Raw genomic sequence first — 22363 nt, forward strand, 5'->3', positions numbered from 1 at the left:
ACCCCCTTCGGTCGTCCGCCGGGCCGCGCTCGCAACCGACGGCCGAAACCATAGGTATTTAATCGAACTGCACCGACTATCCACAGTACGTGGAACCGCTCAGAACGCTGTTCGGCGAGGAGGCAACCCTCCTTCGCGAGACCGACTTCCAGTTGCTACTCCTCGCGAACCTCACCGCGCCACTCGGCGTCGCCGTCATGGCGGCCATCCTCGAATCCCTCATCGACCCGCTCGGCGCCACCCCGGGCAACATCGGGCTGATGATGTCCGCGTTCACCGCACCCGCTATCGTCATGATCGTCGTCGCGGGCGTCCTCGCCGACCGCATCGGCCGAAAGCGCGTCCTCGTCTACTCCCTGCTGCTCTTCGGAACCACCGGGGCCGCGATCGCGTTCACGACCGACTTCGAGGTCGCACTCGTCCTCCGCGTCGTCCAGGGGACGGCGTGGGGCGGCCTCATCCCGATAATCATCACCAGCATCGGCGACCTCTACGACGGAACGACCGAGGCAGCCGGCCAGGGCTTCCGGTTCACTGGCTCGGGGGTCAGCTCTGCGCTCTCCCCCGTCGCCGCGGGCGTCCTCGTCGCCATCGCGTGGCAGTTCCCGTTCCTCCTGTACGCGCTCGCCATCCCCATCGCCGCGCTCGTCCACCGTTACTTCACGGAACCGTCCGACGCCGTCGGCAAGTCCTCGCAGTCCGCGCGAGCGTACGCCAGCGAGATGCTCTCGCTCGTCCGCCGACGCCGCGTCCTCATGTTCGTCGTCGCCCGCGCCCTCGGGACGATGGTCTGGATCGCGTTCCTCACCTACAACTCGCTCATCGTCGTCCGACTGCTCGGCGGGACGTCCGTCCAGGCCGGCGTGTTGGCCGGTATCGGGAGCGTCTGCTTCGCCACCGCGGCCAGCCAGGCCGGCCGCATCACCTCCGTCTACGACAGCCGCCTCGTCCCGCTAATCGTGGCGAACCTCTCCCTGGGCGGTGGCTTCCTGGTGGTCCTGTACGCCCCCGGGCTCGCCGTCGCTGCCGTCGGCATCGCGACGCTCGGACTCGGATTCGGCGTGGTGCTGTCGCTCTACCGGAGCCTCCTGACGGGCGTCGCCCCGGAATCACTCAGAGCGGGCCTGGTCAGCGTCGCCGAGAGCGGCGGGCGGGTGATGGACACCGCGACGCCGCTCGCGATGGGGGCACTCATCACGTTCCTGACGCCGACGCTCGGGTTCACCGGCGCGATACGGCTCGCGGGCATCGGCACCGCAGTCGTCGGTGGCCTCGGCGGCGTCGCGTGTCTCCTCGTCGCGAGTCGCTCGCCCCCAGTCGACGCCGAGGCTTGGGACGACGAAGCGAGCTCTGTCCCGGGAGACGACGCCTGAACGCACCCTGTGCGTCATTATCTCCCAAAGAGTTAACATCGCATCGCGGGATGACTCAGTATGGTTCGACCCGCCCAGAAGTACGTAGAGGGAGAGTACGAGCACGTCCAGGCCGAACAGGTCGCGGACGTCTACCGCATCGCGATGGACCGCCCCGAGAAGTACAACGCGTGGAACCACCAGTTGATGGCGGAGATGCGGTCGGCGTTCATCGACGCGAACCAGTCGGACGCTCGCGTCGTCGTCCTCACCGGGAACGGGAAGGCGTTCTCCGCGGGCGGCGACTTCGACGACTGGGAGGACGAGCGCGAGGACCCCCACGACTGGTGGAACAACGAACCCGGCGACTTCCTCTACCGGAGCATCCTCGACCTCAGACAGCCACTCATCGTCCGCCTGAACGGCGTCGCCGCGGGCGGTGGCGCGGTCATAGCGGGGTTCGGCGACATCATCATCGCGAGCGAGGAGGCCCGAATCGGGACGACGCACGTCAACGTCGGCCTGTCGGTCCCGACGACGAGCATCCTCTGGCCGCACTCGATGAGCCTCTACAAGGCCAAGGAACTCCTCATGACCGGCGAACTGCTGGACGCCGAGGAGGCCAAGGAGTACGGGCTCGTCAACCACGTCGTTCCACACGACGAGCTCGACGCGAAGGTCGACGAGATGATCGACAAGCTCGCGAGCGGCCCCCAGTACGCCATCCAGTACACGAAGCTCGTCCTGAACCGGTGGGTGGAGTTCTCGATGACGCAGTTCCGCGGCGAGGCGAACGCGCTGGAGGCGATGGCGGCGAGCAACCCCGACCACACCGAGGGCGTGCGGGCGATAATCGAGGACCGCGACCCCGAATTTCCGTCCGCCCGCGATGACGACGACTGACCTGCCGACCGTGTGTCGGCGAGTGACCAGTTGGCTGTATGTCGGCGAGCGACCTGTTGGCTACGTATGCCTGCGATGTGCACGGCGATTGGTATGCCCGGGTCAAGGTTTATGCACATTGCCTGTGAGTCTCTTGCATGGCCTCTCTGGACGAGGTGTTCGTAGCCGACGGTGTGTCGCACGCCTACAACCTCCATCCATCGAACTTCCGAATCGAACGACACGCAGAGAAACTCGCGGACAACATCGCTGCACTCGAATCCTCGATGCCCGTCGACTACCGACGCACCGCCGAGTCCGTGAAGACGGACATGAGCGCCGAGGACTCCGCGAACATGCTGTTCCGCGAGAGCCAGGTCGACTACACCGTCTTCCACCCACAGACGATATCCGTGTTCCACGACGGTCTCACAGGCCTCGACAAGGCCAGGGCGTTCCACGACGCACACCCCACACGGACGGGTGCGATGGCGAGCGTCGACCTCTTCGGGATGGAGGACCCGAAGGCCGAACTCACGCGGCAGGTCGAGGAGTTCGACCCGAATGGCGTGAAGGTCTACCCGTCCTACTGGGAGGGCGACAGCCTCCGCGACTTCAGGATGAACGACGCCGACCTCGCGTTCCCGCTCTGGGAGCACGCCGCCGATCTCGGGCTCGACGTCATCGCCGTCCACAAGTCGGTGCCGCTCGGCTCCGTCCCGATGGACCCGTACCGCATCGAGGACGTCGACGAGGCCGCGTCGAGCTTCCCGGACCTGAACTTCGAGATCGTCCACGGCGGCCTGACGTTCGCCGAGGAGGCCGGCACGCAACTGGCCTTCCACCCGAACATCTACGTCAACCTCGAGATTACGGCCATCGAGGCGGCGCTCTCGCCGAACTCGTTCGTCGAGACGATGCGAGACCTGCTCTGGATGGGCGGGAAGAAGTCAATCGAGAAGATCATGTGGGGGAGCGGCGTCCCGCAGTTCCACCCGCAACTCCTCCTGGAGGCGTTCTGGAACTTCGACTTCCCGGAGATGGAGTGGATGGGCGGTACCTACCAGATCACGGACGAGGACAAGCGGAAGATGCTCGGCGAGAACCTCGCCGACGCACACGGCCTCGACATAGACGCGATCCAGGCGGCGCAGGCCGACGACGAGTTCGCCGACCGCGGCGCCCCCGAGGAGCCGTATTCGACGACGACGTTCGAGAAGGTGGACGCATGACGACGCTCGACGACCGCAACGGCGGGGGTGGCGCGAACGATTCCTCTACCGTCGACGTGGAGGACCCGATCGAGGTGGTCGCGGACTTCGACGGCAGCGAGAGGCCACGCGTTGCCCGCGTCGAAGCGGCGCTCCGGGCGGTCGTCGACCCGTGCAGTGGCGCGAACGGGTCGAACCTCGACGTCGTCGAGATGGGGCTCGTCGACGACATCCAGGTTGCAGGCGACCACGTGATAGTCGACCTGATGCTGACGACACCGGCCTGTGACATGGTCGCGTACTTCCACGAAGCGATCGAGACCCACGTCGGCGACCTCCAAGGCGTCGACACCGTCGACGTCCGCACCGACAACGGGTTCGAGTGGACCGAGACGATGATGACCGACGCCGCGAAGCGTCGCCGCGACGAGGTCCGCCAGGCGTACGTGGAACGACACCGAAAGAAGGCACTCTATCGTGACTCGTCCGAAAGCGAATGAGCGAGACTCCCGCAAAACCCACACGGGGTCGACCCGCTCTCGCCCCCCGTCCGCACTACAAACGTTAAGCGTGTGTGGGACACACACTCAACGAATGCTGTCTCTGAGCGAACCGACCGCGACGAGGAGGGAGTCAGATGCACGTCGCTGACGGTATCGGCGAGTACCTCCACACCCAGGGCGTCGACACCGTGTTCACGCTGCTCTCCGAAGACGTGATGGACATCACGTCCGGTATCCAGGCCACGTACGACGACGTCGAGGTCGTGGAGTGCCGGCACGAACAGCTCGCGATAGCGATGGCGGACGGCTACGCGCAGACCACGAACGAGGTCGCCGTCGCCGTCGTCGGCCGCGGGCCAGCACTCGCCCAGACCGGCACCGCGCTCGTCACCGCCGCCAAACAGGACTCACCCCTGCTCGTCGTCACAGCCGAGACGCCGACGACCGCCACGAGCGACCTCAAAGGGTTCAGTCAACAGTCCTTCCTCGAGGCGACCGTCGGCGACGCCAGGAGCGTCCGCGACACAGACGCCGTCGTCGAGACGCTGGACGACGCCTTCCACGACCTCCGGGCTGGCCACGGCCCCATCGCCGTCCAGATCGCCTGGGACGTCATCGAGGCCACGGTCGGCCACGGAGACTGGCCGACGACGCCCGCACCCGGGGAACGCGAACGCACCGCCGCGCCGCCGCTCGCTCCCGACCCCGGGCACGTCGACGCCCTCGTCGACGCGTACCTGGACTCCGGCGCGACGAACCCACCGACCATCCTCGCCGGCCGCGGCGCGTACACCGCGAACGCCGTCGACGCCATCGAAACGCTCGCCGAACGCATGGGCGCCATCATCGCCACCACCCTCCGCGGCCAGGGACCGTTCGACGACCACCCTTACGCGCCCGGGTTCGTCGGGAACATCGGCGCGCCGCTCGCGAACGAACTCGTCGTCGAGAGCGACTTCGTCCTAGCGGTCGGCGCGAGCCTCACCGACTACACCACCGACGACGGCCACGTCTTCGCGGACGACGCCACCATCGCGCACATCGACGCCGACCCCAGCCACATCGGGAAGCACACGCCAGTCGACGTCGCCATCCCCGGCGACGCTCGCCTCACCGTCGACCGATTCGAGACCGCACTCGCCGAGCTAGACGTCGACTTCTCCGAGACGTTCTGGACACAGAATCTCCGCCGTCGCATCGCCGACGCCCCACGGTTCCCGGACCGCGACTACCCACAGACCCCTGGACGCATGGACCCCCGCGACCTCCTCCCCAGACTCGACGACGCACTCCCAGCCGACCGCAACGTCGTCGTCGGCGCCGGTCACTTCGCGTACTGGGTGTTCGACGGCATCACCGTCCCCGACCCCGACTCGCTCGTCTGGCCAATCCAGTTCGGCTCCATCGGCCTCGGCCTCCCCGCCGGTATCGGCACCGCACTCGCCGCCACCGACGCCGAGACCACCGTCGCGTTCTGCGGCGACGGCGGCCTCATGATGTCCATTCAAGCACTCGAGACCGCCGTCCGCCACGACGCCCCACTCGTCCTCGTCGCCATGAACGACGACGCGCTCGGCGCCGAATACGCACAACTACACGGCAAAGGCGGCCACACCGACTCGGGAATCGTCCCCGCACCCGACTTCACCGCCGTCGCAACCGCGTTCGGCGCGCAGAGCCACACCGTCACCACCCTCGACGACCTCGACGACGCCCTCGACAGCATCAGCCACCGCCCCGACGCCCCAGTTGTCCTCGACTGCAAGATCGACCGCGAGGTCAGACACCGACGCTGGGACTGACACACCGACTCCCACCTCCAGCGGATACCTCCGAAAGGGCGTCGATCGCGGAACCAGGCGCTGTTCCGTTCGGACCGAACACAGAATCGCCGACAATCACGCCAAGGCGAACCTATCGAGTGGGTCGACCAGGGTGGAGCAAGAACGGACGGCCAGGGGTCCGTGATTCAGATCGGCATCCAACCTCCTCGCACAGAATTACCATATCTAAACACAGTACAGAATATTGTCACGGAACGGTGGGCGAAGTCGAACGCCGGCTCACGACTGGATGCAGCAACCCGATCTACAGCCTGACAGCGACGTGGACCCGAACCAGAACACTTTCGACGACACTGTGTTCGCGTCAACGCCCGGTGCCACTGGCGGTACGCGCCCCTCGATCCCTACACCAACCAACCCCTCCAGCACGGCGCTCTTCGAGCTATCGACGCCACGCTCCGTGCTGTCCCTTCGTGACCGCACGGAGTGACAGGGTCTCACCGACGTCGCCGTATCCGTCGATGGTGCGGACCATTCGAAAACCACATCCCATCGGCTCTGCCTCCGACCTCGAGGGATCCACCACGTTAGTGTGGACAGCAATAAAATGTCACTCAGGCGGTTATACACCGGTACTCACTGGAGCTTAACAGGAGTCCGAACACGCGGTCAGTCACCCTGCGTAGAAGGACCGTCGAACCCCGTGAAGCGTGAACGATTCAGTCGTCGAACGGTGACGCGTCGACCGAGAGTTCCTCGTCGCCGATGGTGGCCTTCGGTTTGAGCAGCGTCGACCGGTCGAACTCCGCGAGCGCCTCGCCTGCAGCGACGCGCGTCGGCCAGTCCGGGTTGGCGAGCGCGCTCGTCCCGAGCGTCAGGAGGTCGGCGCCGTCCGCGAGCACCTTGCGCGCCGCCTCGGGCGTCCCGAGGGACCCGTTGGCGATGACGACCGTGTCGTCCGTGACGTACTCCACGGCAGCCTCCGCCAGCGACGGCCCGTCCTCGCCGAACGTCGGTTCCGTGGCGTACCGCTCGGTCGTATGGACGTAGTCCGCGCCAGCGTCCGAGAGCGCCTCGAAGAACACCGCCGCCGCCTCCTCGCCCTCGGGCCACACGTAGCCGTAGTCCGTCACCATCGACTGCGACACCCGCACGCCGACCACGAAGTCCTCCGGCACCGCGTCGGCGACGGCCGAGACGACCTCGGCGGGATACCGCACGCGGTTCTCCGGCCCGCCGCCGTACTCGTCGTCGCGCCGGTTCATCTTGTCCGAGAGGAACTCGTTGAGGAGGTAGCCGTTCGCGGCGTGCAACTCCACGCCGTCGAACCCGGCCTCGGCGGCGTTCTGGGCCGACGCGACGAACCCCTCGCGCGCCGTCTCCAGGTCCGCCTTGGTCGCCTGCTTCGGCTTCGGGTACGAGCCGTCGCCACCGTACGCCTCGTTCTTCTCGCCCTCGGGCTGGACCGCCGACGGCGCGATGGTGTGTTGCTCGGCACTCGATGGAATCCCCTGGTTCTGGGCGCCGCTGTGCATCAACTGCGCGAAGATCGCGCCGCCCTCGTCGTGGACGGCGTCGGTGACCCCCGTCCACGCGTCGACGTGGTCGTCCGTGACGAGTCCGGGCTGCTTCCGGTACCCCTTGCTGTAGGCGTCGTCCGTGTAGACGCCCTCGGTCACGAGGAACGAGAACCCGCCTTCCGCGAACTTCGCGTAGTATCGGGCCATCCGCTCGGTCGCCCGGCCGTCCTCGGTCGCACTCACCCGCGTCATCGGCGCCAGACCGACCCGGTTATCGAACTGCAACTTCCCAAGAGACGTCGAATCGAATAGCACGTTACGCCGAACTACGAGCCCACCCCGAATAATCGCTCGGATTCAGACGCCACTCACCCCCATCGCCGCCGAAGCCACTGCTTGCGCTCCGTGTCAGTGCACCTCCACGCGAACGGGACGTGCTCCATCGCGGGCCGGGTCCGTGCGCACTGACACGACTTCGCCGGGAGGCGAGGTGCCATACGAGTCCACCCCGTACCGACCCCATGGACGACGCTTCTCGCACCGGGGCCCTGTCGGGGCTGCACACGGCGCCACGGACGGATATCTCCCAGCACCAGGGCCAGTTCCGCATCCACTTCAACTTCCCCGGCCGCGTCCTCCCGGGACACGACGACCACGGGTACGGCCCTCTGGCAACCGTCGTCGAGTCCTTCATGGACCCCGGGACCCTGATACGGATGCATCAGCACCGCAACGAGGAGATCATCTCGTGGGTCCCTGCGGGCGTGATGCGGCACGACGACCGCCACGGCAACGACCTCGTCACCGACCCCGAGCACCTCATGGTGATGGGCGCCGGGAGCGGGTTCTGGCACGCCGAGGAGACGCTCGCCGACGACCCGCCGCTACGGATGCTCCAGATATTCGTCCGCCCGCACACGCTCGACCTCGAACCGAACATCCAGCACGAGCCGATCCCCGACCCGGTCGCCGGCGAATGGCGGCACCTGTTCGGCCCCGAAGGCACCGACGCACCGCTTTACGTCCGCAACGACGTCGAGCTCCACGACTGTCGACTCGACGCAGGTACCTCGACCAGACTCCCGTCGCGACCCGGCTGGCACACCTACCTCTACGTGTTCGACGGTGCCGTCGAGGTCGACGGCGAGCCCGTGGGGTACACCGAGAGCGCGCTCGTCACCGACGCCCGGGACCACTCGGTCACCGCCACCGAGGACGCCACCATCGTCGCGTTCACCATCAACCCCGACGCCCCCATCACGCGGCAGGGCACCATCGGGCGCTGACCGACGACTCGGTGCCGCCATCACGCGGTCTCGATCCGGAATTGAGGTTCGAACTTATCTTCGATAGTCTCGTCGACCGCATCGAACCAGGATACTGAACGGGGTCTCGGTTCGAGGGCGTCGCCAACGTACAACAGGGCTGCTAGTCGCGGGTGTAGCCCATCGACTCGAGTTCGCTGATGACGTCCTCGCGGTTCTGGAGGGCGGCGCGGTAGACGGCTTCGCGGATGTCGAAGACGGGGATGTCGCGACCGAAGCGACCCTGAGTCTCTGCTTCGAGTTCCTGCTCGCCGGTCTTGACGTCGTCGTGCACGAAGAACGTGAGGCGTTCGTCGCGCTCGAACTGCACGGACTTGTCCTTGAGCATCCGCCGCACCACGTACGGCTGTCCGCTCTCGGTGGTGTCCTTGCTGGTGCCCTCGGTGGTGTCCTTGCTGGTGCCCTCGGTGGTGCCCTCGCTGGCGCTCTCGCCCCTCGATGAACTGGATGTCGCTATATCATTTTCCGAGGTGGCCGTGGTCTTCGAACGTGATTCCCCGGAATCGCCCGACGACGACGCGCTCGGCGCGTCCGTCGATGCATTGCTATCCGCTGCGACCGGTTCTCCGTCACGCTCCTCGGCGTCTCGTTCACCTGCACCACGCTCCGTCGAGGCGTCCGCCACGTCGGCGTCCTCGACGGACTCATCCTCGTCTTCGTCGTCGCTCCCCCAGACGTCACCAGTCCCGGATTTCATGCCCCCCATCGTCACACCTCCGCGAGCTCCTCTATCTCACCCGGCTCCGGCGGGTTCGGCGCCTCGATGCCGCCCTGCCGTTCGATGTGCCGGGCGAGCTCGTCGAACTTCGCGAGCGTATCCATCTCGTGGTCCCGCTGGCGGTCCCGATGCTCGCGAACGTACGTGAACGCGCTACAGTTCTGGCGCCAGCAGCCCTCGAAGAGCGAACTCCGCTGCCGGAACACCACCGGCACGTCGTACCCGAGTTCGCGCACCGCTTCGAGGATCTCTGTCTGGTCGTTCGTCCCGCTGAACCCATTCGGCACGGCGGCAAGGACGCCGACGCCGATCTCGAGTTGCTCGCTGAGGCCACTGACGAGGTCCTCCAGGCCGTTCACGGACGCCTGGCCTTTCGCGCTCGGCTCGATGGGAAGGACGAGGTTCCCGCTGGCGGCGATGGCGTTGTAGACGCCCGCACCGGGGGACGCCTGGGGGTCCATGATCACGACGTCGTACTCCTCGTTCACCTCGTTCTCGCGAAGCACCCGCAGGAGCTGGGTGTACTTCGGGAAGCTCTCGCCGAAGTCCGACCGGGAGTCGGCCTCGCGCTGGAGGACGTCCTCCAGGTCGTCGAGCATGTTGTGCTCGGGGATGATGTCGACGCCCGGGTGGTCGATGTCGTGGTGGATGAGCTCGTCGAAGGGCCCCTTCTCGCGTTCGACGAGGTGGCGGACGATGTGATCCGCGTCGGCGTCGGCGCGGTCGTGGTCGATGTCGAAGAGGTGACTGAGGTCGCCGTCCTGCGGGTCGAGCGGGATGACGAGCACGTCGAGGCCCGCGCGGGCGTGGGCGACCGCGAGGTTCGCGGCGAGCGTCGTCTTGCCGACGCCGCCGGCTTCGCTGTAGACGGTATACGGGAGCATTTGCTACCTGTTACAAACTACTGCTACAAATAATTCACTCAGTCGAACCAACCAATTGCTGCAACCAATTACTTGCAATAGCTGTTTGTAACAGTCGGTACAAACGGTTGTTTGGCTCAATTGTTTCAAACAGCTGTTTGTCCTCGCTGTTTGTATCGGTGGTTTGTGCTAATAGTTTGTGGCAAGTGCTTCAATCGGTTGTTTTCGGCGATTGATTCACGCATATGACTCGAACGGACGATTCGAACGCTGGATAGGAACGAAACGGCGGAACGTGCAGCTACCGGCGATGCAAGCTGTCGTGGCCGCTTTGGAGCAGACTCCAGCTATCACCTGCTTTTGTTGCAAACGTCTGATTCAAACGGCTGTTGCAAACGGCTGGTTGTAATTGGTTGGGGTATTGGAGCTAGATGATCGAAGTCGGCGACAGCACGACCGCACGCGCCAGAGACACTCGGTCGCCACAAACAAACTCGGTCCCACGGACGACGACCTGGAACAAAACCAGCCTCGACACGGCAACCGCACAGCACCGACACCGCGACGCTCCGACGTATCAGCGGATAGCGTCGGGATGCGTGAACGAGAACACGCCTGCATCGGGGTCGACGTCGACCACGCTCATCCCACGATATCCGAGATTGAGGTAGTGTGGTCGGCCGCCGTCCTCGCCGCCGGTATCGTAGCCGAACGCGTGGGAATGCCCGGTGACGGTCCCGTAGACGTCGTGGGTTCGCACGGCGAGCTTGAGCGCGATCGACCCGGTGTGGAGTTCCTCGAGGTCCTCCTCGCGCGTCCCCTTGGAGTGATGCCGGTCGAACGACGTGTTGAACGGCGACAGATGGGACGCCAATAGCACGTCCCTCCGGCCATCGAGGAGTTCGCTGAGTGAGTTATAGGTCTCCGCGATATCGTCGAGTGCACGGTGAAACGCGCCGTGATTCTCCGACTCGATGCCCAGTCGCTCGGCGACGCCAGCCACTGTTTCGGTGCCGGTGACGACGTCGTAACAGGCGGCTTCGATGTCGGCGGCGGCCTGGTCGGCCGCGTACCGGCGCTCGCCGCGTGGTGAGGTCCGGGCGTCGATAGCGGGGAACTCGGTCTGGTCGAGCGCGTCCGTGAGCGACCGCTGCTCGCAGCCCCAGCCGACGACGGTCAGGCCCTCGAGTTCGAGGATCGCTTCGTGGCCGGACTGGGCGGTGGGTACCTCGTCGACGACCTTGGTCGGCATCGGCGCGTGGTCGTGATTCCCCGGGACGTAGAAGACCGGACACTCCGTGTCGAACTGCTCGACGAACTCGCGCGCGAGCCGGACGTCGTCGGGGCCGTCTCGGTGCGTGAGGTCGCCGACGACGAGCACGGCGTCGAGGCCGTCGGGAACCGACATGGCGTCGACGTCGTGGTCGCTCGCATCGGGTTTCAGGTGCAGGTCGTTGCAGACGAGCAGCCGCATGCTTGCAATCCACCACACACGTCGACATGAGCCTACCGGGTGTATGCCATCCCGCCACTCGCTCTCCGATGGCGATGGGGCGGAACGCGCTCTGGAAGGCCGCGCTCATCCTCTCAACCTGCGAATTCGACGCTGAGGCTATCTATCTAGCCTCACCGTCGCCGCACGGCCATGCGTATAGTGAGAGCGCTTGAGCGGGTAGCGTTCGTGTCTCGAGACATGAGCCAGCTGGTGCCCCAGGACGTGCCGACCGACGCTGAGGCAACCGAGCCCGAGGTGGTCGGGCTCGAGGAGACCGATACGAGCGCGGTGTTCGCGGCACTGTCGTCCAATACCGCCCGCTCGATTCTGAACGAACTCTACGAATCGCCGGGCACCCAATCCGAGCTCGCGGACCGCGTGGAGACGTCCATCCAGAACGTCACGTACCACGTCGACAAGCTCCACAATGCGGGCCTCGTCACCGTCGTCGACCAGTGGTACTCCGAGAAGGGCAACGAGATGGACGTCTACGCACCTAGCAACGGCCCCCTCGTCGTCGTCGGCGGTGACGCCGCCCAGACCGAGCAGACTCGCACTGCCATCGACCTCCTCGATCTCTCAGGGCCGACGTCGACCGTCGGCGACTGACTCGGCACCGTCCTGATCGGTTGGTGGAGCCGTGCTGAATGCAGCGCACGAAGCGGCCACAAGAACCCTCCCGACCACGGCGCTCCGAAGTGGTAGAGACAGACCATCTTTTTCCCGCTCGGGTTCGCGCTCCGCGCGAACCGCTCGCGGCAAAAACATGGGTGAAAAAGGCCGCCTCCGCCGTCTTCGACGGCTCCGGCGGTGAAACGCCTCGCTGCGCTCGGCGTATGCCCGGCTGCGACCGGTGTTCAACTCGCATCCCTACTGAACAGTGGTTTCAGACCGTCGTCCGTGGATAGAACCTGTTCGTCGTGCTGAACTCACGCTCCGAATTTAACACGCACCTGTTGTCATCGTCTGAGGGTTTCAGGAGACCCGAATCTTCCGGTACGCCCTTGAGTACTACTGCATGTCGTCGGGGTGGACGACGTGTTCGCTGTCGATGGTTATCCACTCGGTGAGTTTCTGGGAGTCGTCGCAGTCTCGAATGGTGAACGTCACTCGTCCGGATTCGGGGTCGCGGAGCACTTCGAGTGCGGGGGCTGCGGTGTCCGTGGCTGTGGAGTGGTGGTCCTCGGTCGGCTGTTGGTCGCGGGGGGTGGTGTCCGCGTCGTCGTTCTGGTTCATGCGTTCCTGGGGTGTGGTGGTGCGAGTTGGGTGGTCGTCGTCGCGAGTGATTCGACTGGCCGAACGGTGCGTGTCGCGTCGTCAGTCGCTCGGCTGGGGGTGGGGCGTCGAGGGGGAGTCGACGTTCGAGCAGTCGGTGTGGACGTCGAGCGCGTAGCCGTCGTCGGTCAAGTCGAGCGTGATCTCGTCGATGGTGGTCTCGAAGACGGTGCGGTGGTGGCCGTCGGGGTCCAATGTCATCCGGGTGTCGACGAGGCCGGCGTCGACGAGTCGGTTCAGGCGTCGGTAGACGGTCGTACGAGAGGCGTCGCAGACCTCGACGACCGCGCGTGCCGGGGTGGGCGAGTCGTGGATGTGGCCCAGGATTTTCTGGGTGTGGTCAGCGGCGAGCAGCGTCAGGACGTCGACTGGTGGAGCGGACTGGTCGGGTGTGGCGTCCGGGAATGGAGGGTGATCAGATGCCATGGTTCGTCTCGATTGGGACTGTCGGAAGCGACCCCCCTATCCCTGCTGTCAATCAGCGTCGTGTCGCCGACCACTTCGGGCTAGATGTATTGCGTCGTCTCCCACTCCGGGTGGCGTCGGGACTCCGTTCGCTGGTGGCGCGTGTTGCGGTGGGTGAAACAGCGCGCGGTCGCTTAGGTGACCTGCACGCGAACTGCGGAGGTGATGACGGAGACCGACGACGCCGCCACCGGACCCACTCCCCGTCCCAAAGTCGGGTGTCCGACTGCCCCAGCTCAGACCGGCCGCCATGGGTCGAACAGGTCGCCAATCAGTCCGAACCGGGCGAGCACTCCAAGCCAGTCAGCCGTGAGTGCGAGTGCGACAGCGTGCGCGGAGTCGGACGGCGCGGCGTTCGAGCCGACCTCGGGGACTGGAGCGTTCGACCCCGAGAACGTGGTGGCGCGTGAGCGGGACCCGGTGACGGGGGTGATGGGACGGTGCCACCGTGGACGGTGAGTGACGACGTCCTCGGTCGAGGGCCCGAGCGGCAGGTGCTCGTGGTGGGCGATGGACTCGTCGGTCGGACGGTGACGGCGATGCTACAGCGATGCGGGTACGAGCCGGTGCTGGCAGTCAGCGACAGGCAGCGCTCGCCACCGGTGGTCGTCCGGGTGGCGTCGAACGCCATGCGCACGCTCGAAGCGCTCGACGTGGCGAGTCACGTCCGCGACCGCGGGACACGCATCGACTCCGTCCAAGCGACGCATCCCGAGACGTGGGCGGCTGGCACGGGGCGGTTGGTGTCGACCACGGAACGAACGACGACGGCGGCCGGGAGCGTGATAGACGCGACGGAACTGCGACGGGCGCTCGCGGTCGAGTGGCCACTCGAGCGAGCGCGAACCGACCGCTCGATCCGGGGCGTCACGACGACGGGAGATGGCATCGAGGTCGCGTTCGCGGACGGCGTCCGGGAGACGTTCGACGCGGTGGTCGATACGACCGCCACGCCGGCGCTCGAGGACCGCGCTCCCGAGACGGTTCCCACGCGGAACTACGTCCAGTACGTGGGGCGCTGTGACCGCGAAGAAAGTGCATCGCAGGTACTGAGGGAGGTCTGGGCGCCGGGTGCGCTCGCCCAGGTCATTCCCGACGGGACGGCCTCGGAGTCGTGGGTGCGGGTCACGACGAACCGCGGTGACGCGACCGGGCTCACATCGCATCCGGCGTTCGAGGCGGCCGCAGGCGTCGACCCCGAGGTCGTGGAGGAAGTGGTGCGGTCCGGCGAGTCGACGCGCGTCCAGCAGGTCCGGCTGGGCGCCGACGAGTTGCAGTCGGGTGTCTGGGGTGCGGGCCGCATCGCTCGGTGCGGGGAGGCGGCGATGCCGCTCGCACCGGCTATCGGGAGCGGGTTCTCGCTCGGCGTCCGGGACGCGGTCGCGTTCGTCTCCGAACTCGCCCGACACGAGCACTCGACGACCGCCACCATCGGGGCCTACGCCACCGCCCGCCGCCGAGCCGTCGCCACCCACCATCGACGGGCACGACACCGCCAGTCCGCGAGCTCACCCACCGAGATGCCGCGAGGGGAGCCGACGACCGAGGCTGTCACGGTCCGTCGGACGCACGCACTCCACCGGTTCCTCGGCTCGTCGTCGGACCGCGCGTGACTCAGGCGTCGTCCTCGAGGAGCATGCCGAAGAGCTGCTTCTGGGCGAGCCGGAGGTGCTTGTTGAGCGTCGGCTGCGTGATGTCGAGGCGGTCCGCGACGGCCGTCCCGTCGTTGTCCCGCGGCCACTCGAAGTAGCCGGCCGCGAGCGCGGTCCGGAGCACCTCGAACTGGCGGTCGGTGAGTTCCTCGCGGATGCGGTCCCCGAGTTCCGCCGGCGTGCTCGACCGGTGACTATGCTGGCGGCGCGCGACCAGGTCCAGCGTTGGTGCGATCGCCTGCAGGCGGTCGACGAACGACCGGACGTCCGCCTGCTGTGGGACCTCGACCACGACCGTCGTCTCGCCGGCCTCCGCGGTCGCGGTCCGGAGGACGCCGCCGTACTCTGCGAGCGGGGAGCCGAACCAGTCGTCGGTCTGCACCTCGACGAGCGTCGACGCCGACTCCTCGGCGACGACCGTGACCGCGCCGTCGAGCGCGTCCGCGGCGACGTCGGCGACGTCGTCGGGGACGCCGCGGTCGAAGCTGTAGTAGACGCTGACGGAGCCATCCTGTCTGGCGACGGTTCGCTCGAGCGTCACCCGACACCCCGCCTCGCGGGCAGCGCGAGCGAACGCGAGCGACTCGCCCTGCCCCCCGAACTCGAGCTGGACGGTCTCGTCGGATTCGAGCGCGCGCCGGCGCTCGATGGCGACGATGGCGTCACCGATCGACGTACCGAGCTGCGCAAGGACCTCCTGTTCCCGGTCGCCGAAGGCGTTCGGCCGGTCGGTCGCGACCGACAGCACGCCGTGCGTGATGCCGTCGTACGATATCGGGACGGCACAGATGGACTGGTAGCCCGCGGTGAGCGCTCGCTGCCGCCAGTCGCCCGCCGGCCCGGAATCTACGAGCGAGTCCGTCACGTGCACGGCGTCTTCCTGCCACGCCCGCACCGAGGGATGCGGGTCGGCGGTCTCGCCCGTCGTCTCCAACCGCAGGCTGTCGACGTACCTGTCGCTCCCTCCGACCACCGCTCGCGCCGTGAGCGTGTCCGCACCGGCCTCCAGCCCGCCGATCCACGCGAGCTCGTATGGGCCCGAGGTGGTGAGGCGCTCGCAGACGGCGCGCTCGACCTCGCGTGCCGTGGACGCGTCCGTGATCGCCGCCTCGACCTGGCGGGTGAGGCGCGCGATGCGGTCCAGGCGCTCGGCGCGCTCGGTCTGCGTGCGGAGTTCGGCCTCCTGCGCGGCGAGCCGCTGCTCGCCCTCGAGGTGGTTCAGGGCCGCCTCCAGCGTCGCCGCGAGCACGTGCGCCGCGTCGATGGTCTCCGCCGGCAGCGTCCCCGCCAGCGACCCCACGAGGAGCACGCCGTGATTCCCGAGCGCGAGCACCCGCCAATCACTCAGGGACTCCAGGGCGTTCGGCGATTCCGACCCCTCGCCCACCGCAGCATCGTCGCCGTTGCCGGCCTCGACCTTCGGGGTTCCGCCATCGGCGACGTCACTCGGTGCGACGACGTCGCCCGAGGCGAACGCCTGCCAGAGCGCACCGTCCCCCGGCCGTACCGGGGTCGCCGTGGCCGACGCTGGGAGCGTCTCGGTGTCGACCTCGGGGTCGAGCACCCCGGCGCTGTCGTCGTAGAGGAACGCGCCGACCGCCGGCAGATCCAGGCTCTCCGTCGCCGCGTCGACAGCCGTCCGGGCAGCCTCCTCGGGCGTGTCAGCGGTCGCAAGCCCGTCGGTCGCCTCCTCGAAGGACGCGATCCGGCGCTCGCGAGCCTTCCGCTGGGTGACGTCCCGCGTCACGACGATGACGCGCGGCACGTCGCTCTCGAACTCGATGGGATAGACGTCAGAATGCACCCACCGCTGCGAGCCGTCCGGCCGCTCGATGCGATACTCGATCGCGTACGTGTCGTCCGCGCACTCGTCGTGGACGTCGTCGACGATGCCCTCGACGAACGCGCGATACTCCCCGACGTCCTCGGGGTGGAGCGTCCCGAAGAACCCGTCCTCGTAGCTCTCGTCTATCTCCGCCAGGGACTGCCCCCAGATCGCCTCGTACCCGGAACTCACGTAGTCCGGTTCCTGGTCTGGCGCGGCGATGGCGTCCGCTCGCGTCATGAATATCGCCTCGTCGATGCGGTCGACGATGGCGCGGAGGCGACGCTCCGTCAGCCGCTGCTGGGTGACGTCGCGCTGGAGGGAGAGCACGCGCTCCGCGCCACCGATGGTCGCCGGCGTGAGCGTCGTCTCGATCCACAGGCGGTCACCGGACTGGGTCACCGCCCGCCAGTCGACGGTCCGGGATTCGCCCGTCTCGGCGACCTCGCGGATGATCTCCCTGCCTCGCTCGCCCGTGTACTCGTCCTCGGAGACGCTGAGCCCCTCGATACCGAGCTCCTTGATGGTCTCCAGGTCGTCGTACCCGACCATCTCGTGGTACGTGTCGTTGACGTCGACGAACTCGCCCGTCTCGGGGTGGAAGACGGCGATGGCGTCGTTCACGCTGTTGAATATCTGCTCGTACTCGCGCTGGCGCTGCCGTCGCTCCGTGATGTCGCGCTGCATCGAGATGACTCGATCCTCGCCGTTGATGACCGCCGGACTCACCGTCGCCTCGATGTACACCGCCTCCCCGCTGGCGGTCTCCTGCTGCCACTCGACGGTCTCCGACTCGCCCGACGCCATGACGCGCTGACAGAGCGCCTGCGCTTCCTCCTTCGTGAACCCGGCGTCCGCGGCACTCAGATCGCCGAACCCGAGGTCGAGAACGGTTTCGAGGTCGTCGTACCCGAGGCGGTCGACGAACGACTGGTTCGCGTCCACGAGCTCCGCCGTCTCGGGGTCCTGGATGGCGATCGCCTCGGTGACGCCGTCGAAGAGCTGCTGGTACTCGCGCTCGCGGCGCTCGCGTTCGGTCACGTCGCGGACGCTCGCGAGCACGCGCTCCTCGCCGCGTATCTCCACGACGCTCAGGTGAATCTCGGTTGGGAACGTCGTGCCGTCCTTGCGGTGACTCGGCCACTCGAACAGCTGGGGGCCCGCCTCGCGGGCGGCCCGAATCTTCTCCCGGGCGGCTTCCAGTCCGTTCTCGGGCCTGGTGACGACGTCGATGGTGTCACCGACGAGGTCGTCGCGCTCGTAGTCGTTCATCTCGCAGAACCGCTCGTTCACGTCCAGTATCTCGCCGGTCTCGGGGTCGTGGACGACGAGGCCGTCGGAGACGCTCTCGAACACGCCGCGGTACGTCGCCTCGAGCTGGTGGCGTTCCGTCACGTCCCTTGCGAGGACGAGCACGCGGTCCTCGCCGCCGATGGTCGCCGGCGAGAGCGTGCAGTCGAGCCGCCGGCGGTCGCCCGCGGCGGTCTCGATGACCCACTCGACGGTCTCAGCCTCGCCGGTCTCCGCGACGCGCTGCTGGATGTCGAACGCGCGGTCGGCCGTGTAGCCGTCCTCGGTCGCGGAGACCGCGTCGAGTCCCCGGTCGAGCAACTGCTCGCGGTCGTACCCCGTGACGGCGGTCGCGGACGCGTTCACGTCGACGAGCGCTCGCTCCCAGGGGTCGTAGACGAGGATGAGGTCGTTGACCTCGTCGAACACCTGCGCGTACCGCTCCCGTTCGGCCGCTGTCGCACCCGCCGCGTCCGCATCGGTCGACGCTGTCGTGGTGTCGACGGCGGACGCTGTCGTGGTGCCGACGGCGGACGTTGTCGTGGTGCCGACGGCGGACGTTGTCGTGGTGCCGACGGCCGACGCGAGCCGTGCGACGAGCACGCCGGGGTCGCGGTCGAGGAGTGCGCGTGGCAGCGTCTGGACGGTCGGTGCCGCCACCGCATCGAGGACGCTCGCGTCCGTCCAGTCCTCGACGAGGAGCACGACCGGCACCGACTCCGCGCCGACGCCCCAGCGGTCGACGAGACCGTCGACGTCCACGACCGAGTCGTGCGCGTCGACGACGAGACAGTCCACATCGTCGCCCCCGTCGTCCGCAAGACGAAGCACGTCGACTTCGCGGTCGACGCCGGCACTGCCCGCGCGTACTCCCTCGACGACTGGGTCCGCGCCCACGACCCAGATCCGAATGGGTGGCCCCCTCGCAGCGGTCATATCACGTACTCACGGCCCACCCCCCTAAAACCCAGGCGGTGGACGCCCGGCGGGGCGAATCCGACCGCACCCCAGGAAACCCGTTCGGGATCAATCTTGCGCGACGCCCGTTGGAGTGGCGTCCGTGGTGACGGCGCCGGGCGCGTGGCGACTCCAGAGCACGAGGAGGCTCGGGAGCACGAGCACGCTCACGGCGAACGCGGTGGTCAGCGCGACGACGACGATAGCGCCGAAGCTCTGCAGTTGGGGATGCGGGACGAGCGTTATCGTGGCGAGCGCGCCGACGGACGTGAGGGTGCTCCCCAGGAGCGCGCCGCCAGTGCCGGTGACGGCGGCGTCGAGCGCCTCGTACGTGCTCGCGCCCTCGCGGCGCTCGTCGGCGTACCGGTCGCCGACGTGGATGTTGTAGTCGATACCGAGCCCGATGACGAGACTCATCAGGAGCGCCGTCAGGAGCGTCAGCGGGATCGACAGCAGGTACATCCCGCCGACGACGAGGCCGAGCACGAGCGCGATCGGGACGGCGACGACGAGCCCGAGCGTGGCGCTCCCGTGCATGTACCGGAACACGCCCGCGAGCGTGAGCGCGATGGCTGCGAGCGCGACCGTCATCGTCGTGAGGATGCCGTCGACGATGGCGCCGAGTATCGCCTCGTTCAGCGCGAAGCTCCCGGCGACGGTGGCGGTCCGCCCGCTCTCGTCGCCCGCCATGATGGCGGCGCTCTCGTCGAGGTCGGCGACGACCGCGTCGGCGTTCGCGAAGTCGGCGTCGAGCGACAGCGACACCAGCAGCGACTGGTACTCGCCGTCCTCGCGAGCGACGACGCGACTCGCCAGGTCGCTGTCGGCCTCGTAGAGCGCGTCGTACACGCGCTCGAGGTCGCGGTCCGGGACACCGTCGTCGTCCGTGTCCGTCTCCGCCACGACGGCCGCGACGTCGTCGTCGCGCGCCGCGACCGCCTGGATGACCGTCACCGGCGACGTGACCGCGCGACTCCCCGTTCCGTCGACGAGGAGGTCACGGTCCCGGACGTCGTCGACGCCGCGCTGCAGGGCGTCGAGCGTCCCGTCCCTCGTCACGTCCCCCTCGACGAGTATCGGCTCCTGGAACGCGGCGTCGGCGCTCGCGGGCTGGTAGACGTCCTCGACGTGCTCGCTCTGTGCGGCGACCGGATGCGTCTCCCACCCGAGCGGGCCGGGCAACTGCTGTTTCCACTCGGCGACGTCGCCGTCGCTCTGCTGGTAGCTCTCCTCCTCGAGACCGAGCCACGCGGCGCCGCCGGCGGCGCCGACGAGGACGGCGACGACGAGCACCACCGGCGCCCCACGGCGCGCGAGCGTCACCAGTCGCCCGAGCACGGGCTTCAGGTACCGGCCGTGGCCCAGCGGAGCCTTCCGGCGGTCGACGCCCGCGTGCTCGAGGAGGCCGTCGATCCCGATCTTGAGCGCGGGGACGACGGTGACGAAGATGACGAGCGCGGAGGCGACGCCGAGCGTGATGGAGACCCCGAGGTTCCGGATGAGCGGCAGCGGGTTCGAGAGGTTCGCGAGGAACCCGATGGCGGCGGTTACGGTGACGAGCACGAGCGCGGTGGCGATCCGGATGACGCCGCGATGCATCGGTGCGCGGATGCCCTCGCCGTCGGCGCGTTGTTCGCGATAGCGGTTGAAGACGTGGAACCCGAAGTCGATGCTGAGACCGGCGATGAGGACGACCGGGATGACGGTGACGGTGCCGGCGGCGACGCCCAGCCAGCCCAGGAGGCCGAACATCCATAGGACGGAGAGCGCGACCCCGACCATGCCGACGACGACGTCGACGACGTCCCTGTAGGCGAACCCGAGAACGACGAGGATGAACGCGAGCGCCGCCGGGACGACGAGCTCGAGCATCTCGCCGAAGAAGTGACTGCTGTACGCGTTCCACGCGTGACTGTTCAGCACGAAGAACCCCGCACTGGAGCGCTCGCTGGCCTGCTGATAGAGCGCGCCAGTCGCGTTGTCGAGCGTGGGGTCGCCGACGCTGGTGTCGAGCGTGACGAGGAGCCGCCGGTCGCTTGCGGTCGTCGCCGAGGCGTCGTGGTCGGCGGGCAGGAACCGCTTGGCTCGCGGGTCCTCGGCGAGCACGCGCTCGACGAGCGCCTCGACCTCGCCAGTGCTCGCGGCCTCGATCGCGTCGATCTGCTCGCTGAGCGAGGCGTTCGGATTCTCGGCGGCGCGGACGGCGACGAGGTTCGAGAACCCGACGACTCCGCGGTCGTGGAGCGCGCGACTGATGGTCGCGTTCTCGCGTATCGCCCGCTGGTAGCGGAGGCCGGCGAGGAGCGACTCCTTCGAGAGGGCGTTGCCGTCCTCGAGCTGGACGTAGACCGGTTCAACGGTACGATTCGGGCTATCGTCGGTCGCCGCGAACTGCTCCTGGATGGTCTGGGAGGTCTGGACGCGGTCGAGGTGGTCGAAGGCGTCGGCGTCCGCGCTGGCCTGACTCCCGGTGTCGACCATCGGGACGCCGGCCGCGACGACGCCCGACAGCAGGAGCATCGCCAGGAGCGTGATGCGGGTGTGTTCGGTGACGAACCCAATCAGGGTGGCTAAGCTATCTCGTGACATCGGTCGCTGTAGCACTGGGTTCGCCCCCACCCGAGGTATCAATGCGGGCAGGGTTGCGGACCCGACAACCCCGCAGAAGATATAAGTAGAGTAACCATCCGGTATGCAAGAACACATCGACTCAACACGAGCGGCCACCCACACTGCCAGAGTCTCCCATTATCGAGTACCCGTACAGGAGACCGTTCCAGCACTACACGACAGAAAGATGCGTCAGTCAACTCCCGGCGCGATACGCCCGCCGGGGCGCGATACGCCCGCCGAGGGCAGCTAGTCCTTGAGTTGCACCTCGTCGTCGGTGACCCTATCGATCCGTCGGGATTCGAGCAGGTAATCGTCCGCCTCCTTCTCACCCCACCCGAGTCTCGATCGGATGGAATCCGTGATCCCCGCGTCCGGGTCGACGTACGCCGTCCCGTTCCTGACCTCCTTGATCATCCCGATCTTGTCTCCCTTCGCGTTCACGACCCGCTTTCCTTCGTCTTCGTCCGAGATGTGTGTTCGTTCCATCGCGTCCCACCGAACGGAACCCGCAGGGATTGGTATGAGGCCCGTATCCTCGCCGGAGCCCAGTAACACGCCGTTTCCCGACAGCCACCCGCCACGACCACTGCACTCGCCGGCAGGAATCCATCGAACAGCACCATCGGCGAGCGA

17 protein-coding genes are annotated in these 22363 nt (G+C 67.4%); 8 read left to right on the forward strand and 9 right to left on the reverse strand.

The annotated features are described in order from the left end of the window. Nucleotides 1–89: 89 nt before the first annotated feature. From ACZ48X_RS04015 to ACZ48X_RS04035, 5 genes are all read left to right on the forward strand, one after another. The gene (locus tag ACZ48X_RS04015) at nucleotides 90–1373 is read left to right on the forward strand and encodes an MFS transporter (RefSeq protein WP_336351677.1); all 1284 of its coding nucleotides are present in this window, start codon (nucleotides 90–92) and stop codon (nucleotides 1371–1373) included. A gap of 60 nt (nucleotides 1374–1433) precedes the next feature. Further along, complete coding sequence (locus ACZ48X_RS04020) at nucleotides 1434–2255, forward strand: enoyl-CoA hydratase/isomerase family protein (RefSeq protein WP_336351676.1); 822 nt, start codon at nucleotides 1434–1436, stop codon at nucleotides 2253–2255. Nucleotides 2256–2392: 137 nt separating this feature from the next. Further along, nucleotides 2393–3466, forward strand: coding sequence for an amidohydrolase family protein (locus ACZ48X_RS04025; protein ID WP_336351675.1), 1074 nt, complete (start codon nucleotides 2393–2395; stop codon nucleotides 3464–3466). Beyond that, nucleotides 3463–3945, forward strand: coding sequence for a metal-sulfur cluster assembly factor (locus ACZ48X_RS04030; protein ID WP_336351674.1), 483 nt, complete (start codon nucleotides 3463–3465; stop codon nucleotides 3943–3945). Before ACZ48X_RS04025 ends, ACZ48X_RS04030 begins: the two co-directional genes overlap by 4 nt. A 137-nt stretch (nucleotides 3946–4082) precedes the next feature. Next, nucleotides 4083–5750: a thiamine pyrophosphate-binding protein gene (locus tag ACZ48X_RS04035; protein ID WP_336351673.1), complete on the forward strand. Its 1668-nt coding sequence runs from the start codon at nucleotides 4083–4085 to the stop codon at nucleotides 5748–5750. Between the two features lie 701 nt (nucleotides 5751–6451). On the opposite strand, the gene ACZ48X_RS04040 is transcribed toward ACZ48X_RS04035, so the two are convergent. Beyond that, nucleotides 6452–7597: an oxidoreductase gene (locus tag ACZ48X_RS04040; protein ID WP_379762807.1), complete on the reverse strand. Its 1146-nt coding sequence runs from the start codon at nucleotides 7595–7597 to the stop codon at nucleotides 6452–6454. Between the two features lie 176 nt (nucleotides 7598–7773). On the opposite strand from ACZ48X_RS04040, the gene ACZ48X_RS04045 reads away from it, so the two are divergent. Continuing rightward, nucleotides 7774–8538 (forward strand): pirin family protein, encoded by a 765-nt coding sequence (locus ACZ48X_RS04045; protein WP_336351671.1) that lies wholly within the window; start codon nucleotides 7774–7776, stop codon nucleotides 8536–8538. Nucleotides 8539–8680: 142 nt separating this feature from the next. Here the strand turns inward: ACZ48X_RS04045 and ACZ48X_RS04050 are convergent, their stop codons facing one another. The 3 genes from ACZ48X_RS04050 to ACZ48X_RS04060 all read right to left on the reverse strand — a co-directional run bounded on the left by ACZ48X_RS04050 (nucleotide 8681) and on the right by ACZ48X_RS04060 (nucleotide 11632). Beyond that, nucleotides 8681–9283 carry a DUF7970 domain-containing protein gene (locus ACZ48X_RS04050; protein ID WP_336351670.1) on the reverse strand — a complete coding sequence of 201 codons (603 nt, stop codon included), beginning with the start codon at nucleotides 9281–9283 and terminating at the stop codon, nucleotides 8681–8683. A 2-nt stretch (nucleotides 9284–9285) separates the two neighbouring features. Then, a complete protein-coding gene (locus ACZ48X_RS04055) occupies nucleotides 9286–10179 on the reverse strand; it encodes a ParA family protein (RefSeq protein WP_336351669.1) in 894 nt (297 codons plus the stop codon). A gap of 556 nt (nucleotides 10180–10735) precedes the next feature. Next, a complete protein-coding gene (locus tag ACZ48X_RS04060; RefSeq protein ID WP_336351668.1) occupies nucleotides 10736–11632 on the reverse strand; it encodes a metallophosphoesterase family protein in 897 nt (298 codons plus the stop codon). 219 nt (nucleotides 11633–11851) lie between these two features. Here ACZ48X_RS04060 and ACZ48X_RS04065 point away from each other — a divergent pair, with 219 nt between their 5' ends. After that, nucleotides 11852–12262, forward strand: a complete 411-nt coding sequence (locus tag ACZ48X_RS04065) for an ArsR/SmtB family transcription factor (RefSeq protein ID WP_336351667.1) — start codon at nucleotides 11852–11854, stop codon at nucleotides 12260–12262. Nucleotides 12263–12664: 402 nt separating this feature from the next. Here ACZ48X_RS04065 and ACZ48X_RS04070 read toward each other — a convergent pair whose 3' ends face one another. Next, complete coding sequence (locus ACZ48X_RS04070) at nucleotides 12665–12889, reverse strand: DUF7511 domain-containing protein (RefSeq protein ID WP_336351956.1); 225 nt, start codon at nucleotides 12887–12889, stop codon at nucleotides 12665–12667. A gap of 81 nt (nucleotides 12890–12970) precedes the next feature. Next, complete coding sequence (locus ACZ48X_RS04075; protein ID WP_336351955.1) at nucleotides 12971–13354, reverse strand: ArsR/SmtB family transcription factor; 384 nt, start codon at nucleotides 13352–13354, stop codon at nucleotides 12971–12973. A gap of 494 nt (nucleotides 13355–13848) precedes the next feature. Between ACZ48X_RS04075 and ACZ48X_RS04080 the strand changes: the two genes are divergently transcribed. Further along, nucleotides 13849–15006 (forward strand): FAD-dependent oxidoreductase, encoded by a 1158-nt coding sequence (locus tag ACZ48X_RS04080; protein ID WP_336351954.1) that lies wholly within the window; start codon nucleotides 13849–13851, stop codon nucleotides 15004–15006. 1 nt (nucleotide 15007) lies between these two features. Here the strand turns inward: ACZ48X_RS04080 and ACZ48X_RS04085 are convergent, their stop codons facing one another. From ACZ48X_RS04085 to ACZ48X_RS04095, 3 genes are all read right to left on the reverse strand, one after another. Continuing rightward, complete coding sequence (locus tag ACZ48X_RS04085; protein ID WP_336351953.1) at nucleotides 15008–19096, reverse strand: PAS domain S-box protein; 4089 nt, start codon at nucleotides 19094–19096, stop codon at nucleotides 15008–15010. A gap of 90 nt (nucleotides 19097–19186) precedes the next feature. Next, on the reverse strand, nucleotides 19187–21706 hold the full coding sequence (locus ACZ48X_RS04090; protein ID WP_336351952.1) for an efflux RND transporter permease subunit: 2520 nt from the start codon (nucleotides 21704–21706) through the stop codon (nucleotides 19187–19189). Nucleotides 21707–21976: 270 nt separating this feature from the next. Next, complete coding sequence (locus ACZ48X_RS04095; protein WP_336351951.1) at nucleotides 21977–22216, reverse strand: PRC-barrel domain containing protein; 240 nt, start codon at nucleotides 22214–22216, stop codon at nucleotides 21977–21979. Nucleotides 22217–22363 lie beyond the last annotated feature (147 nt).

It is taken from the genome of Halorubellus litoreus (assembly GCF_055378595.1).